This is a genomic window from Pseudomonas sp. P5_B2 (assembly GCF_056400445.1).
In genome coordinates this window covers 1-14867 of record NZ_JBFULH010000077.1, presented here as the reverse complement: position 1 = coordinate 14867, position 14867 = coordinate 1, and the positions used below count along the sequence as shown (strand labels likewise).

15 protein-coding genes are annotated in these 14867 nt (G+C 58.6%); 7 read left to right on the top strand and 8 right to left on the bottom strand.

Annotated elements, in window-relative coordinates; translation table 11 throughout:
• Positions 1-744 (bottom strand): cytochrome ubiquinol oxidase subunit I (locus tag AC1DRJ_RS09945; RefSeq protein WP_477801984.1); only part of this gene is annotated, 744 nt, incomplete at its 3' end.
• 480 nt (positions 745-1224) lie between these two features.
• On the opposite strand from AC1DRJ_RS09945, the gene AC1DRJ_RS09940 reads away from it, so the two are divergent.
• Positions 1225-2463, top strand: a complete 1239-nt coding sequence (locus tag AC1DRJ_RS09940) for an MFS transporter (RefSeq protein WP_477801983.1) — start codon at positions 1225-1227, stop codon at positions 2461-2463.
• Positions 2464-2469: 6 nt separating this feature from the next.
• Here AC1DRJ_RS09940 and AC1DRJ_RS09935 read toward each other — a convergent pair whose 3' ends face one another.
• Both AC1DRJ_RS09935 and AC1DRJ_RS09930 read right to left on the bottom strand, forming a co-directional pair.
• Complete coding sequence (locus tag AC1DRJ_RS09935; RefSeq protein WP_477801982.1) at positions 2470-3021, bottom strand: DJ-1 family glyoxalase III; 552 nt, start codon at positions 3019-3021, stop codon at positions 2470-2472.
• A gap of 67 nt (positions 3022-3088) precedes the next feature.
• On the bottom strand, positions 3089-3544 hold the full coding sequence (locus AC1DRJ_RS09930; protein WP_477801981.1) for a DUF4879 domain-containing protein: 456 nt from the start codon (positions 3542-3544) through the stop codon (positions 3089-3091).
• A gap of 214 nt (positions 3545-3758) precedes the next feature.
• Here AC1DRJ_RS09930 and AC1DRJ_RS09925 point away from each other — a divergent pair, with 214 nt between their 5' ends.
• Together AC1DRJ_RS09925 and trmA are read left to right on the top strand one after the other, a co-directional pair.
• Positions 3759-5054 (top strand): NCS2 family permease, encoded by a 1296-nt coding sequence (locus tag AC1DRJ_RS09925; RefSeq protein ID WP_477801980.1) that lies wholly within the window; start codon positions 3759-3761, stop codon positions 5052-5054.
• Positions 5051-6130 carry a tRNA (uridine(54)-C5)-methyltransferase TrmA gene (gene trmA, locus AC1DRJ_RS09920; RefSeq protein WP_477790921.1) on the top strand — a complete coding sequence of 360 codons (1080 nt, stop codon included), beginning with the start codon at positions 5051-5053 and terminating at the stop codon, positions 6128-6130. Before AC1DRJ_RS09925 ends, trmA begins: the two co-directional genes overlap by 4 nt.
• Before the next feature lie 54 nt (positions 6131-6184).
• Here trmA and AC1DRJ_RS09915 read toward each other — a convergent pair whose 3' ends face one another.
• Complete coding sequence (locus tag AC1DRJ_RS09915) at positions 6185-6631, bottom strand: DUF2442 domain-containing protein (protein ID WP_477801979.1); 447 nt, start codon at positions 6629-6631, stop codon at positions 6185-6187.
• Positions 6628-7056: a DUF4160 domain-containing protein gene (locus AC1DRJ_RS09910; RefSeq protein ID WP_477801978.1), complete on the bottom strand. Its 429-nt coding sequence runs from the start codon at positions 7054-7056 to the stop codon at positions 6628-6630. Before AC1DRJ_RS09910 ends, AC1DRJ_RS09915 begins: the two co-directional genes overlap by 4 nt.
• A gap of 263 nt (positions 7057-7319) precedes the next feature.
• Here AC1DRJ_RS09910 and AC1DRJ_RS09905 point away from each other — a divergent pair, with 263 nt between their 5' ends.
• The 3 genes from AC1DRJ_RS09905 to AC1DRJ_RS09895 all read left to right on the top strand — a co-directional run bounded on the left by AC1DRJ_RS09905 (position 7320) and on the right by AC1DRJ_RS09895 (position 9670).
• A complete protein-coding gene (locus AC1DRJ_RS09905; RefSeq protein WP_477801977.1) occupies positions 7320-8237 on the top strand; it encodes a LysR family transcriptional regulator in 918 nt (305 codons plus the stop codon).
• 132 nt (positions 8238-8369) lie between these two features.
• Complete coding sequence (gene aroQ, locus AC1DRJ_RS09900) at positions 8370-8810, top strand: type II 3-dehydroquinate dehydratase (RefSeq protein WP_007946605.1); 441 nt, start codon at positions 8370-8372, stop codon at positions 8808-8810.
• A 5-nt stretch (positions 8811-8815) separates the two neighbouring features.
• Entirely contained in the window at positions 8816-9670 is an 855-nt protein-coding gene (locus AC1DRJ_RS09895; RefSeq protein ID WP_477801976.1) for a shikimate dehydrogenase, read from the top strand.
• Between the two features lie 38 nt (positions 9671-9708).
• Here the strand turns inward: AC1DRJ_RS09895 and AC1DRJ_RS09890 are convergent, their stop codons facing one another.
• Together AC1DRJ_RS09890 and quiC are read right to left on the bottom strand one after the other, a co-directional pair.
• Entirely contained in the window at positions 9709-10386 is a 678-nt protein-coding gene (locus AC1DRJ_RS09890; protein ID WP_477801975.1) for a TetR/AcrR family transcriptional regulator, read from the bottom strand.
• A 102-nt stretch (positions 10387-10488) separates the two neighbouring features.
• Entirely contained in the window at positions 10489-12390 is a 1902-nt protein-coding gene (quiC, locus tag AC1DRJ_RS09885) for a 3-dehydroshikimate dehydratase QuiC (RefSeq protein WP_477801974.1), read from the bottom strand.
• A 412-nt stretch (positions 12391-12802) separates the two neighbouring features.
• On the opposite strand from quiC, the gene AC1DRJ_RS09880 reads away from it, so the two are divergent.
• Entirely contained in the window at positions 12803-14143 is a 1341-nt protein-coding gene (locus AC1DRJ_RS09880) for an MFS transporter (RefSeq protein WP_477801973.1), read from the top strand.
• Between the two features lie 49 nt (positions 14144-14192).
• Here AC1DRJ_RS09880 and AC1DRJ_RS09875 read toward each other — a convergent pair.
• The coding region (locus AC1DRJ_RS09875) for a DMT family transporter (RefSeq protein WP_477801972.1) at positions 14193-14867 on the bottom strand (675 nt) is incomplete at its 5' end.

Sequence of the window (14867 nt, the reverse complement as noted above, 5' to 3'; positions counted from 1 at the left end):
ATACTGGAGGGTATTGAGACCGTGGGAGTCACCGATCACGGCTTGAATCGGCGCCACGATCAAGGCCATCCACATGGCCATCGACAGCATCGTGCGGATGGCTGGGTTGTCCTTGCCACGCAACAAGTGCCAGGCGGCCGACGAACCAACGAAGAATGCGGTGGCCAGGAACGCCGCCGTTGCCATGTGCAGAAGGCGGTAGGGAAACGAAGGGTTGAAAATCACGGCCAGCCAGTCGGTGGGAATCACCTGACCATTAACGATTTCGAAACCTTGGGGCGTTTGCATCCAGCTGTTGGAGGCCAAAATCCAGAAAGTAGAGATCAGTGTGCCGATGGCCACCATAACGGTGGCGAAGAAGTGCAAATTGCGCCCGACCTTGTTCCACCCGAACAGCATGACGCCAAGAAAGCCAGCTTCGAGAAAGAAGGCAGTCAGTACTTCGTACGTCAAAAGTGGCCCGGTCACTGAACCAGCGAAGTCCGAAAAGCGGCTCCAGTTGGTGCCGAATTGATAAGCCATCACCAGCCCGGAGACCACGCCCATGCCGAAATTGACGGCAAAGATCTTCGACCAGAAGTGATACAGGTCGCGGTACGTGTCGTCATGGGTTTTCAGCCACAAGCCTTCGAGCACCGCCAGGTAACTCGCCAGACCAATGGTGATGGCAGGAAACAGGATGTGAAACGAGATAGTAAACGCGAACTGAATTCGGGCGAGATCAAGTGCCTCTAAACCGAACATAAGTCTTCCTCTGTCAGGTAATACGGCTGCTGGCTGGAAGCCTGCACTCAGCGGCCCCACGGGTATGGAGTGCGGCGAATTCAGATTCGTTCTTTTTCAATCGCATCACAACGCAGGGCGTCTGGTCCGGATGGCCATCGGATCAATTCCTTTTGGGGTTTTGATCTGGATCAATCAACGCTGAAAGAGTAGTCGCATTTCTGACAAGGAACCGCGTGGTCTTTTGCCGCGTGACAAGTTGCCCCATGACCTTGGACATGCATCGCAATACTCTCCCTGTGTGCGAGCCTGCTCGCGATGCGGTGTTTCAGGGACAAAAGTATCGATTGATACGACGCCATCCCGAGCAGGTTCGCTCCCACAGGGAGAGTCAGGCATTTTCTGGATCGGTATGTAGCTAACTAAATTTCTGGTGGCTGCAACTTCTGGTTACAGCTTGGTGATAATCTCGCCCTTCCCCTCTCCCAGATTTCCCCGCAGATGCCCAGCCAAGAGCCCTTGCTGTTACGTCACCACCGTCCTTTCATCGCGTTCTGGCTGGCTCGGGTGTTTACCGCCAGTGGTTTTCAGATGCTCACGGTGGCCATTGGCTGGAACCTGTACCAGTTGACCGGCAATGTGCTGGACTTGGGTCTGGTCGGGTTGGTGGAATTTGCACCGCGCGTGCTGTTCATGCTGCACACCGGGCACGTCGCGGACCGCTATGACCGGCGTAAAGTCGCGGCGATCTGCCAGTCCCTGCAAGCGCTGATTGCCTTGTCGCTGGCCATCGGCAGTGCCACCGATCATGTCACCAGGGAAATGATCTTCATCCTCGCGTTCCTGCTCGGTGCCGCGCGCTCCTTCGAAATGCCCACCACCCAAGCCTTGTTGCCGAGCATCGTGCCCAGTTCGCTGTTCCCCCGCGCGGTGGCCGCCGCTCAATCGGCGCAACAATCGGCCACCATCGTCGCCCCGGCGCTCGGTGGTTTGCTCTATGCCTTCGGCAGCGTCTGGGTATATGGCCCGACGGTGATTATCTACATCATAGCCTGCGTGTTGATGCTCAACCTGCCGGCCCGGCAAAAGCCGCTGAACAAGGGCAAGGCGACGCTGGATTCATTGCTGGCAGGCATCCGCTTCATTCGCAGTCGCCCGGACATTCTCGGGGCGATCTCACTGGACCTGTTTGCCGTCTTGCTCGGTGGCGCGACGGCGCTGCTGCCGGTGTTTGCCAAAGACATCCTGCTCACCGGCCCGTGGGGACTGGGCCTGCTGCGTTCCGCACCGGCAGTCGGGGCGTTATTGATGTCGTTGTTCCTGGCGCGATATGCGGTTGAACGCAACGTCGGACGGGTGATGTTCACAGCGGTCGGTGTGTTCGGCGTGGCCACCATCGCGTTCGGCCTCTCGACCTCGTTCTGGTTCTCGCTTGCCGTGCTGGTTGTGCTGGGTGCTGCAGACATGATCAGCATGGTGATCCGCGCCTCGTTCGTACAGCTGGAAACCCCGGACGAAATGCGTGGCCGGGTCAGCGCCGTCAATGGCCTGTTCATCGGCGCGTCGAACCAGTTGGGCGAATTCGAATCCGGGGTCACTGCCCACTGGTTCGGCACCGTGCCGGCGGTGGTCATGGGCGGGATCGGCACCCTGGTGGTGACCGGGGTCTGGGTGAAACTGTTCCCGAGCCTGGCCAATCGCGACCGCATGCATGTACCGGTGGAAGAAGTGAAGGTCTGACCCGATTTAAGCCAGCAACTCCCCCGCCACCGCCGCACGTGTGGCCTTGCCGCAAAGTTGTTCCACTAATGTCAGGGCAAATGCCAAGGCGGCTCCGGAACCCTGGGCGGTCACGCAGTTGCCGTCGACCACCACCGGTTGGTCGACGAAGTTGCAGCCCGATAGCTGATGACTGGCCGAGGGCAGGCACGTCATCCGGCGCTGACGCAACACACCAAAGTGTTGCAGCGCGACCGCCGGGGCTTCGGCGATGCCCGCGAACAAGCGTCCGGCGGCGGCCTGATCCTTGATCAGTTGTTGCAGGGGTTGATGGGCCGCCAGGTGTTGCGCGCCAACGGCACCGCCAGGCAATGCGATCAGGTCAAACGGCTGTGCCAGCAAATCCACGAGCATGGCATCGGCCGTCAGTCGCGAGCCACGGGCGCAGGTGAGCATGCGTCGCCCCTCGATGCTAGCCACTACCACTTCAATTTTGGCGCGGCGCAATACATCGACCAGGGTCACTGTTTGCAGGTCATCGATGCCCTCGGCGAGGGTAATCAAAGCTCTAAAGGTCATGGGTGCAGTCCACAAGATGATCCATAAAGCTTAGTCAGCTTTCCTGACGCTTGTTCGAGCGCAGCCGTTACTTGATGTAAAGCTGTGTCGACATTGTGTTGCCCGGCGCATTAATCGAGGTATTGCTGAAGGTAAAGACCCCGTTCTGCTTGCCGGCAAGGTCCATGACATACAGATAACCGACGGTTTTTTTACCGGCGGTGCACTCGGTCAGGTTACCGGTATCAAACGCACAGACCGGCGTGCGTGTGCCGTTCAGTTCGAACCCGTCCAGCGCGACAAACGCCTCCCGTCCATAGCCGATTTCCAACACATAGACCTTGATACTCGGGCCGCTGTGGTCGCAACGCGTCTGTTCCTGCCCCTGGGCAATATCTTCAAAACCGCAACCTGGCGATTCGACCTTGAGCACTTTCAACTGGCTCAGTGGTGGCGCCATAGCGGCAGAGGCGTTCTGTGCCCCCAGCAACAAGGCAAACCCCACGCCAATCACGGCGATCACAGGCTTTTTCATGCAAGACATAGCGACTCCCAAAACCAGCGCGCAGTATGGCTCACTTCACTTGACGGCAAAACATCGACGACGATCGCAGCCATAAGCAGCCATAACCCTACGCTGCTGGTATGATGCGCGGCTTTTTCCGGCCCACAGTAATTTCCCAGGCGCGTTCAGCGGTCTGTGCTTTGCTGTTGAGGTCGATACATTCACGGCGCCGGGCGCGCCACGGGGAGCAGACATGCTGGAAAGGCTGTTTCAACTCAGAGCACACAACACCAACGTGCGGACCGAGATTCTGGCGGGCGTCACGACTTTCTTGGCCATGGCCTACATTCTGTTCGTCAACCCGAGCATTCTCGGCGAGACCGGCATGGACAAGGGCGCGGTGTTCGTCGCCACCTGTCTGGCGGCGGCCATCGGCTCCACAACCATGGGCCTGATCGCCAACTACCCGATCGCACTCGCACCGGGCATGGGTCTGAACGCCTTTTTCACCTACACCGTGGTCCTGCACATGGGGCACACCTGGCAGGTGGCGCTGGGGGCGGTGTTCATCTCGGCGGTGTGCTTCTTTCTGCTGTCGATCTTCCGCATCCGTGAATGGATCATCAACAGCATCCCATTGCCGCTGCGCTCGGCGATTGCTGCCGGTATCGGCCTGTTTTTGGCGCTGATCGCCCTGCACAACGCCGGCATCGTCGTCAGCAACCCGGCGACCATGGTCGGCCTCGGTGACCTGAAACAACCAGCGCCGATTCTCGCAACCCTCGGTTTTGCCCTGATTGTCGCCCTCGAGGCGCTGAAAGTGCGCGGCGCGGTGCTGATCGGTATCCTGGCAGTGACCATCGTTTCGATCGTGATGGGCTTCACCCCGTTCGGCGGCGTGATGTCGATGCCTCCTTCCCTGGCTCCGACCTTCCTGCAGCTGGACATCAAAGGCGCATTGGACATTGGTCTGATCAGCGTGATTTTTGCCTTCCTGTTTGTTGATCTGTTCGATAACTCCGGCACCCTGATCGGTGTCGCCAAGCGTGCTGGCCTGATGGGCAAGGACGGCCACATGCCGAAAATGGGCCGTGCGCTGATCGCCGACAGTACCGCGGCCATGGCCGGCTCACTGTTGGGCACCTCGACCACTACCAGCTACATCGAATCTGCAGCCGGCGTGAGTGCCGGTGGCCGCACCGGCCTGACCRCCGTTGTGGTAGCGATTCTGTTCCTGCTGGCGCTGTTCTTCTCGCCATTGGCCGCCAGCGTTCCGGCATTCGCCACGGCACCGGCACTGCTGTTCGTCGCCGTACTGATGACCTCCGGCCTGGCCGAAATAGACTGGGACGACATTACCGTTGCMGCACCGGTTGTGGTCACCGCGCTGGCCATGCCGTTCACTTATTCCATCGCCAACGGCATCGCCTTCGGTTTCATCTCCTGGACCGTGATCAAGCTGCTGTCCGGGCGCACCCGTGACCTGAACCCGGCGTTGGTGATTCTGTCGATTCTGTTCGTGATCAAGCTGGGTTGGTTCAACGCATGACTTTTGATTCCCAGGCCTACGCCGTTCAGCTCGAAGAAAAGGTCACGCGCCTGCGTGACCTGCTGGCCCCGTTCGGTGCGCCAGAACCTGCAGTGTTCGACTCACCGCTGCAAAACTTTCGCCTGCGCGCCGAATTCCGCCTGTGGCGAGAAGCCGGTGAGCGGCACTACGCGATGTTTTCCCAGGAAGACAAACGTACGCCGATCTTGATCGAAGAGTTTCCAATCGCCAGCCTGCGCATCAATCAGTTGATGCCGCAGCTCAAAGCGGCATGGAAAGCCAGTGCCGCGCTGAGCCACAAGCTGTTTCAGGTGGAGTTCCTGACCACCCTGGCCGGCGATGCGATGATCACCTTGTGCTATCACCGCCCGCTGGACGAGCATTGGCATACGGCAGCCACGAAACTGGCCGCCGACCTGAACGTTAGCATCATCGGTCGCTCGAAAGGCAAACGTGAAGTGATTGGTCACGATTACGTGGTCGAGAAGCTCGAAGTTGGCGGCCGCACCTTCAGCTATCGCCAGCCGGAAGGCGCGTTCACCCAGCCCAACGGCACCGTCAACCAGAAGATGCTCAACTGGGCATACGACGCTCTGGGCGATCGCACCGACGATTTGCTGGAGTTGTACTGCGGCAACGGCAACTTCACTCTGCCGCTCGCCACCCGCGTACGCAAAGTGCTGGCCACCGAAATCAGCAAGACTTCGGTCAACGCAGCCCTGAGCAACCTCAGCGAAAACGCCGTGGATAACGTTACGTTGGTGCGTCTGTCTGCCGAAGAGCTGACCGAAGCGCTGAACGAAGTCCGCCCGTTCCGTCGCCTGCACGGTATCGACCTCAAGAGTTACGAGTTCGGTAGCGTGTTCGTCGATCCGCCTCGTGCCGGCATGGACCCGGACACTTGCGAGTTGACCCGGCGCTTCGACAATATTCTCTACATCTCCTGCAACCCGGAAACGCTGGCGGCGAACATCGCCCAGTTGCACGACACGCATCGCATTACTCAGTGTGCGATGTTTGACCAGTTCCCGTGGACGCATCACATGGAGTCGGGGGTGTTGTTGACCCGTCGTTGATGACAGTTGCCCGTACAAATCAGCCGTCATGACGACGGCTTTTTTGTGGGCGAATCAAAGAGCCGAATCCACCTTGCGCGGGCGACCGCCCTTTTTGCCATTGGCCCGCGCAGCCTCTGCCTTGGCAACACTGCTCTGACGACCATTGCGCGCGGCGATGACTGAAGACGCCATGTCCATCAGTGGCTTGCTCGCTGAAATCAATCCAGCAATGGACACCTGTAAATCCCTGCCTTCATGGCAGAGCGCGGTTCCCGAAAAACCGACCTTCAAATCAACGAAATCACCATCGCCAAAGCCATCAAATTCCGGGTAGCTTTTCGCTGGCAGGAGCACACCGCTGCCGTCCTCGAAACTGATGACCAGGCAATGTCCTGTCCAGGTCACTGCTGTGGCATTCAAACCGCTACGACGGCTCAACTCGCCTCGCTGGATGGCCTGTTCCAGTGCTTCTTCGGTGACGGGGCGATCCGCCTGAATGCTCGCCTGTATCGTTTTCATAATTCGATTTCCACTCCCTCGGCAGCCCCCATCAGGGCCAACAACGTCTTGTTCGCTTCGGGCTCGTAACTGGCCGAGCCAATCAGGTAGGTCGTGCTGGCGATTCGTTTCATCACGACCACTTCATTGCCCTCCCAATCCCACAACTGATGATTGAGGCAAGCCGTGCGCAATTTGCGCCACCAGATGCCACGTGCTCGACGTAAATGCGCCGGTTGCCGTAGCGCCTGACGCAATTCCTCCAGCACCGCTGAAGGGGGGCGCTGCGAATGAGGCACGACATCCCAGAGCTCCACGCCGTTGTGCCAGAAACTGAATTTGAAGCGTGCGCTCCACGTCCGGGCATCAACGTGGACATGAGGCGGACAATGCTCATCGCGCAGCATGACGACCAATGAAAAGCCCTTGTAGCGACATACATTCATGCCAACCCATCCGTTAGGTTATAGAGTACAAAGATTCTCCATTCCTTGAAGAACCCAATAATAAGTACTGATCCGTTTTATGATCGATCCCATTTTCAGACTAGCGCTTGAGCGCTTTTTGACTGACCGATTACCGCGTCAAATAGTAAGCAATCCTTTCACTACAGCTGCAGAAAGCCGCTGTTCCATAGCAGCACTGCCACGGCGATTTCATCTACAGTGACGCCAGTCAGTCCCTCATTTGATCCCCGGTGAAATCAATCATGCAGCGAGTCTTCGATGATCTTCAGCTGGGCAGCATCGAACTGTTTTGCCTGGCGGCCGAGGCAGGGAGCTTTACCGCTGCCGCTCTGGTGGCGGGTGTGACGCCGGCCGCCGTCAGCCGTTCGGTATCGCGTATGGAGGAACGCCTGGGCGTGCGGCTGTTCGCGCGCACCACCCGAAGTGTGAAGTTGACCGACAGTGGCCGCCGGTATTACGAAGAATGTCGCCAGGCATTGGCGCAACTGGTCGAGGCTCAGCGCGAGGTCATGGGCCAGCAGCAGCAACCGTCCGGCACGTTGCGAATCAGCATCCCCACGACGTATGCACACCACCGGATCTTGCCGTTGCTGCCGGCGTTTCGGGCGCGTTTTCCCGACGTAAAGGTCGAATCGCACATTAGCAATCGCAACATCGATTTCGTTGGAGAAGGCTATGACATGGCCATCCGCGTGCGGGCGATTCCAGACTCAGGCTTGATCGCCCGACACTTGGAGGACGCCACGCTGGTGATGATTGCCAGCCCCGACTACCTCAAGCACGCCGGCATCCCACAAACCCTGGACGAACTGGCGCAGCACGAATGCATTCAGTACGAACTGCCCAGCAGCGGTCGGCGAATTGCCTGGTTGTTCAATGACAACGGCACACCACGGGAAATTCTTGCCGAGGGCAGTCTTAGCTGCTCTGACGAGGTGCTTGGCGGCGTAACTCTGGCCAAACACGGTGCGGGACTGTTTCAGACGTACCGATTCATCGTCGAAAACGAACTGGCCGATGGCTCGCTGGTGGAAGTGTTGAAACCCTACAGCGGACGCTCCCGCCCCTTCACCTTGTTGTATCCACAAAGCCGCCATGTGCCCCTGAAATTGCGCGCCTTTATCGATTTTCTGGTTGAGCATTTGCCCCGACAAACCTAGAACTGTCCGATCACCGCCCACAAATACCGGCCGAAGCGTCTCTTCAATTGACCAAACTAACTAGCTAGTACAATTTATCTCCACAGGCTGAACAACAGCCGATTCCAAAAACAATAAGTGGAGAGACCCTCGATGCCCCCTATCGTTCTGGTGCTCAACGGCCCGAACCTGAACCTGCTCGGCACCCGTGAACCGGCGACTTATGGTCACGAAACCCTGGCAGACATCTCTGCGCTGTGCGGACGTGCCGCTGAAGAATTCGGCCTGGCCGTGGAGTTTCGCCAGACCAATCACGAAGGTGAGTTGCTCGACTGGATTCACGCCGCTCGCGGTCGTTGCGCCGGGATTGTGATCAATCCCGCCGCATGGACTCACACCTCGGTGGCGATCCGCGACGCCCTCGTTGCCAGCGAACTGCCCGTGATTGAAGTCCACCTGTCGAATGTCCACGCTCGTGAGCCTTTCCGGCATCACTCGTTCGTCTCGGCCATCGCTACCGCCGTGCTGGCTGGCTTCGGCAGCCTCGGCTATCGCCTGGCGCTTGAGCATTTCAGTCTGCAATTGAAGAGGTGAACGCGATGACCCAGCACAACACCGTATTGGCCGGGCTGATCGGCGCCGGAATTCAAGCGTCCCGCACACCCGCGATGCATGAACACGAAGGCGATGCGCAGGGCATGCGCTACCTCTATCGCTTGATCGACCTGGATCAGTTGCAACTCGACAGCAGTGCCCTGCCCGACCTGCTGATGGCAGCCGAGCGCATGAGTTTCACCGGGCTGAACATCACCTTCCCATGCAAGCAGGCGATCATCCCGTTGCTCGACGAACTGTCGCCGGAAGCGCGCGGCATCGGCGCGGTGAACACTGTGGTGTTGAAAGACGGCAAACGCATCGGCCACAACACCGATTGCCTGGGTTTTGCCGAAGGTTTTCGTCGCGGCTTGAAGGATGCTGCCCGTGAGCATGTCGTACAAATGGGTGCCGGAGGCGCAGGCGCGGCAGTGGCCCACGCGCTATTGAGCGAAGGCGTACAGTTGCTGAGTATTTTCGATGTAGAGATCAGCCGCGCACAGGCTCTGGCGGACAACCTCAATCAGCACTTTGGCGCCGGTCGAGCAGTTGCCGGGCATGATTTGCCAAGCTCAATGGCCCAAGCGGACGGGCTGGTGAACACCACGCCCATGGGCATGAAAAAACTGCCGGGCATGCCAGTACCGGTGGAGCTGCTTCGCGCTGAGTTGTGGGTGGCGGAGATCGTTTACTTCCCACTCGAAACCGAACTGCTGCGCAATGCCCGCGCGCTTGGTTGCCGCACCCTGGATGGCGGCAACATGGCGGTGTTTCAGGCGGTGAAGGCGTTTGAATTGTTCAGCGGCGTGGTGCCGGATGCACAGCGAATGCTGGCGCACTTTCAGAGCATGAATGGCTGAGTGGAAGCCGTGAGGGGACACATTCCCCTCACCTCATATCAGGCTTGCAGGTAGCGCAAAACCGACTCGCAAATCATTGCCCGATGACGCTGCTTGATGGCTTCGTCCGGCAAGTTGATTTGAAAAATCTCACCGAAGGTATGACGGTTCGACACGCGATAGAAGCAGAACGAACTGATCAACAGATGCACATCCAGCGCATCAAGTCCGCTTCGGAATACCCCCTCCTCGGCACCGCGACGCAAAATCTCGCCCAGTGAATCGAGGATCGTATTGTTCATCGCCTTGATCGCATCGGAGCGCTTCACGTATTCAGCGTTGTGAATGTTCTCGATGCTGACGATGCGCACGAAATCGACATTGCGATCATGGTGATCGAAGGTGAATTCAACGAGGCGACGAATCGCCTCGACCGGCGCCAGCTCCGTCAGGAGCAAACGGTTTTCGGTGTTGCGGATGTCCCCGTAGAGCTTTTCCAGCACTTCAACGTAGAGCTGTTCTTTACTGCCAAAGTAGTAATAGATCATGCGTTTAGAGGTGTGGATGCGCTCGGCGATCGCATCGACGCGAGCACCGGAAAGTCCCTGCTGGACGAACTCGACAATCGCCTCTTGAAGGATGTTCTCGCGGGTCTTTTCCGGATTGTTTTTGCGGCTTTTGCGAGGCTCGACGATGGGTTCGCCGGGCGCTGCGGAGCGTTCTGAGGTCATTGTCATTGCGGGCTCACGGCCATCACTGCACAGGCTGGCGATTATGGGCCGCGCCGCACAGCGAAGGAAGCCGTGCGGCAGCGGTTTGTACCCGTGTTTACGATTTTCCTACAACTTGGCCTGACGAATGGCACCGCTACGGGATTTGGCCATCGCCGCCAGCCGGACCGCGACGTTGGCCGCGCCATAGCCGGCATAGCCGTTCTTGCGTTGAATGATTTCAAAGAAGAACCGCCCTTCGAACGGCTCAGTGTACACATGGAACAGCTCACCGCCCTGGGCATCGCGATCGTACAGCACGTTGAAATACGCCAGCTCGCTGAGGAACTCGTCATCGAAGTCGAAGCGCGCGGCGAGGTCATCGTAGTAATTGAGCGGGATGTCCAGCAACGGCACACCCGCCTCTTTCGCCCGGCTGACTTGCGCAAAGATGTCATCGCAATCAAACGCGATGTGATGCACACCAGAACCGCGATAACTCGACAGCGCATGTGAGATTGCGGTGTTGCGGTTCTCGGAAATGTTCAACGGCAAGCGGATCGAACTGTCACGGCTGCGCAGCGCACGGCTTTTTACAAGGCCATACGGGTCGGGCAGCACCACTTCATCGTCGGCTTCGAAATCCAGCAAGCTCTTGTAGAACAGTACCCAACTGTCGAGGCTGTCGGCTGGCAACGCCATGGCCATGTGGTCGATACGCTTGAGGCCGCCACCGGCCACAGCGGCCGGATACAGATTGAAGTCGGTGCCGTAGACGTCGGCCTCCTGGTCCACCAGATAAATCAGACTGCCATCCGGCGCACGCACCGCCGCCAGTTCCAATTCGTTGGGGCCGACCAGTCCGCGATACGGCTGACCTTTGTAAGCCACAGCCCGGGCCAGTGCGCTCGCGCTGTCTTTGACCCGCACAGCGGTGGCGCACAGCGATGGACCATGTGCTTCGAAAAAGCTGTGGGCAAACGAATAAGGCTCGGAGTTGAGGATCAGGTTGATATCGCCCTGCCGCAGCAGACTCACGCTCTTGGAGCGATGCTGTCCAGCCTTGACGAAACCCAGCCGCTCCAGCCAATGGGAGAGCTTGGCACCAAGGCTTTCGTCCACCGCAAACTCGAGAAACTCGATGCCGTTGTATTCGCTGGCCTTCGGCGTTTCGAACAAAATATCGGGATGGGCGGCAGGTTTGGCTTCTTGTGCCAGACGCTCGCGGGTTTTCTCTTCGAGGTACAGCAACGAACGCAAACCATCAGCGGCATTGGCCCGAGGAGGCGCGGCGCGGAAACCGTCATTGAAGATTTCCAGCGACAGCGGCCCGGTGTAGCCGCTCTTGATGATCGGAGCGAGGAACCCTGGCAAATCGAATTCGCCCTGACCCGGGAAGCAGCGGAAATGCCGGCTCCACTCCAGAACGTCCATGGCCAGGATCGGCGCGTCGGCCATTTGCACGAAGAAGATTTTATCGCCGGGAATCTCGGCGATGGCACTCGGATCGCCCTTGAGCGACAGTGTGTGAAAGCTGTCGAGCAACACGCCGAGGTTGGGGTGATCGGCCTGACGGACGATGTTCCACACCTGTTGATAGGTGTTCACGTGCCGGCCCCAAGCCAGGGCTTCGTAACCGATCCGCAGACCACGCGCGCCGGCGCGTTCAGCCAGCAGGCGCAAGTCGTCGACGAGAATTTGCTCATCGCCGACGGAGTCGGCGGACGCGTTGCTGCACACCAACACCAGGTCGGTGCCCAGTTCCTGCATCAAGTCGAACTTGCGCTCGGCGCGTTCCAGATTGCGCGGCAGTCGATCCCGGCGGCAGCCTTCGAAGTCGCGGAACGGTTGAAACAGCGTGATCGCGATCCCGAGATCGGCACACATCTGTTTAATTTCCCGTGGGCTACCGTCGTAGTAGAGAAGGTCGTTCTCGAAAATCTCCACCCCGTCAAAACCGGCGGCGGCAATGGCTTCGAGTTTTTCCGGCAGGGTACCGCTCAAGGAAACGGTGGCAATGGAACGCTGCATATTTCGACTCCCGGTGGTGGAGACAGTCTTATTATCGATATCGCACGCTTTATGTAGCAGCTGGCGAAGCCTGCGTCCGGCTGCGAAGCAGTCGAAAACGCTGTGCATGCGGGTTACCTGTAAGACCGCATCGCCTGATTTCACGACTGCTGCGCAGCCGAACGCAGGCTTCGCCAGCTGCTACAGGGTCTGCGTTTTCTTGAAGTGAATTATTGGCCGAGCGATCCCGCACAGCAATTCAAAGTGTACTATCCGGTTAGTTTTGCGTGCGATTATCGAACAAAATGGCCTTTGGCGAATTGACGATTTTTTGTTCACTCCGCAACATTTACTCACATTGAGCCCGATCATGAACCGTCGGGCCCGGTTACCAAAGACCCGGAACACCACATAAAAAGAATCGGTGGACTACATGACTCCTTCTCAAAGTTCTCCCGTGGAGCACTCCTCCATGACTCCTGCCAACGACAGCATCGGCGACAAGATCCGCGGCGCCATGGCAGTCGGCAAAACCCGTTGGGGCATGCTGGCGCTGGTGTTTTTCGCAACAACCCTGAACTACATCGACCGCGCCGCCCTGGGCGTCATGCAGCCCATCCTCGCCAAGGAGATGAACTGGACGGCGATGGACTACGCCAACATCAACTTCTGGTTCCAGGTCGGCTACGCCATCGGTTTCGTGCTACAAGGCCGCTTGATCGACAGGGTTGGCGTCAAGCGCGTGTTCTTCTGCGCCGTGCTGCTCTGGAGTATCGCGACCGGCGCCCACGGCCTGGCCACTTCGGCCGTCGGCTTCATGGTCTGCCGGTTTATCCTCGGTCTGACCGAAGCCGCCAACTACCCGGCCTGCGTGAAGACCACGCGCCTGTGGTTCCCGGCCGGCGAGCGCGCCGTGGCCACCGGCATCTTCAATGCCGGCACCAACGTCGGTGCGATGTTCACCCCGATGCTGTTGCCACTGATCCTTCAGGTCTGGGGCTGGCAAGCCGCGTTCCTGTGCATGGCGGCACTGGGAGCGATCTGGTTGCTGTTCTGGGGCTTGAAGTATTTCAACCCGGAAGATCACCCGAGCGTCAAGCAATCGGAACTGGACTACATCCAGAAAGAAGTCGAACCGGAACAGGCCCGCGTGCCGTTCTCGAAAATCCTGCGCATGCGGGGTACCTGGGCCTTCGCCCTCGCCTACTCGATGACTGCCCCGGTATTCTGGTTCTACCTGTATTGGCTGCCGCCGTTCCTCAATCAGCAATACAACCTGGGGATCAACGTGACCCAGATGGGTATTCCGCTGATCATCATCTACCTGACGGCGGACTTCGGCAGTGTCGGTGGCGGGATCCTCTCCTCGTTCCTGATCGGTCGCGGGATGAACCCGATCAAGGCGCGATTGATGTCCATGTTCTTGTTCGCCTGCTGCATCATCGGTGTGATCATGGCGGCCGGTTCGAGCAGTCTGTGGGTCGCGGTGGCCGCCATCTCCCTGGCCATCGGCGCGCACCAGGCCTGGACCGCGAATATCTGGAGCCTGGTGATGGACTACACGCCTAAACACATGATGAGTACGGTATTTGGTTTTGGCGGCATGTGCGCAGCCATCGGCGGGATGTTCATGACGCAGTTGGTCGGCCACATTCTGACCGTCACCAACAACAACTACACCGTGCTGTTCACCCTGATCCCGGCGATGTATTTCATCGCCCTGACCTGGATGTACTTCATGGCACCGCGCAAGATTCCTACCGTTACCGAGTAATTGCCCTTCCCCCGGCAGGCCTGATTCCAGGCCTGCCTTTTTGTTTCTCCTACCGACGACTCTGCTGCCACGCTGCCGCCAGCCCGCTGCAGCAGATCACCGCGATCCCGACCACGGTGGTCAGGGTCGGCGTGTGGGAAAACAGCAGCCAGCCCAGCAACCCGGCAAACACAATCTGGCAATAACCGAACGGCGCCAGCAGCGCGGGCGCGGCATAGCGGAACGCCTGAGTCAGAAACAAGTGAGCCGTCATCCCACAAGCCCCCAATGCCACCATCAGCAAGCCATGCCCAATAGTTGGCATTTGCCAGAAGAACGGCACCAGTACACACATCACCAAGGTGTTGCACAGGCCAGCGAAGAAGTTGCTGGTGGTCGGGCTGTCGATGTTGCTGAGCTTGCGGGTGAGCAACTGATAGAAGCAGAAAAACAGCGCCGAGCAGAACGGCAACAGCACCGCAGGCGTGAACAGATCACCGCCGGGGTGGACGATGATCAAAACGCCGATAAATCCACAAATCACCGCGATCCATTGGCCACGGGTGACGTGTTCACTCAGCAACGGCACCGACAACGCGGTGACCAGCACCGGCGCAAGAAAGTTGACCGCCGTGGCTTCGGCCAACGGGATGTATTGCAACCCAGTGGTGAAAAACAGACTGGTGCCCAACAGGCACAAGGCTCTCATTGTCTGCAGCAAAGGCCGCTTGGTACGCAGCACGCC